At 58.3% G+C, this 846-nt stretch carries 1 protein-coding gene; it reads left to right on the top strand.

The features are described 5' to 3' along the window. Positions 1-846 (top strand): ATP-binding response regulator (locus tag PQR42_RS45570; RefSeq protein WP_408496111.1); only part of this gene is annotated, 846 nt, incomplete at both ends.

Raw genomic sequence — 846 nt, 5'->3', positions numbered from 1 at the left:
GAGAAGGAACGGTTCTTTTCATCTGCCTACCACGACATCCAGCAGCCTCTCGCCGCGATCAACCTCTTTATCCGTAGCGCCCGGATAAAACTGGAAGATGAACACGCCGCAAGCCCTGATCTCGACGTCATCGAGGAAACGGCACGCGACATCCTCGACATGTTCAAGGATATTCAGGACTATAGCGAATTAGGCTCATACATCCCGCACCTGGCGCCAGTCGATACTCAGGCCGTGCTGACGGAAGTCTTCGAGCAATACCTTGAACCGGCAAGGTCGCGGGGCATCGAATTCAGAATCAGCGCGCGTCGGCGCCGCCCGCCGCCCGTTGAAAGTGACCGCTCCCTGTTCAAGCGGGCATTGTCTAATCTTGTATCGAACGCGATCAAGAACACCTCCGTCGGTGGTGTCGTCGTCGGCTGCGTGGAGATCGGGGAACGGCTTCGCATCGACGTATGGGATACGGGCGTCGGTATCTCTGCCGTGCATCGGGACGCGATTTTTGCCGAGTACTATCAGGTCGACAACCCGGGCCGCGACCGCTCGAAAGGCCTAGGGCTTGGACTGTCTATCGTCCACCGCGTGATCGGGATTCTGCCGAAGCACAGCATGAGTTTCTGTTCCGTCGAAGGACGTGGGTCGCGTTTTTCCCTGTACGCCCCGATTTCTAGAATGGTACCCGTCATCGGCACGGACGATAAAAAAAGCGACGAATCCACCTCCGTCCTCAAGGGCAGATACGTCCTGCTGTGCGACGACGAGCCGACCGTTCTCGAAGGCCTGCGGCGTTTGTTCTCGAGTGCTGGCGCACTGGTGGATACCGCCGGGTCGATGGCGGGATTCGAA

The sequence above is a fragment of the Paraburkholderia sediminicola genome (genome assembly GCF_046027355.1).
In the GTDB taxonomy this organism is placed as follows: Bacteria; Pseudomonadota; Gammaproteobacteria; order Burkholderiales; family Burkholderiaceae; genus Paraburkholderia; species Paraburkholderia sediminicola_B.
This window is presented reverse-complemented; position numbering and strand designations above follow the sequence as displayed.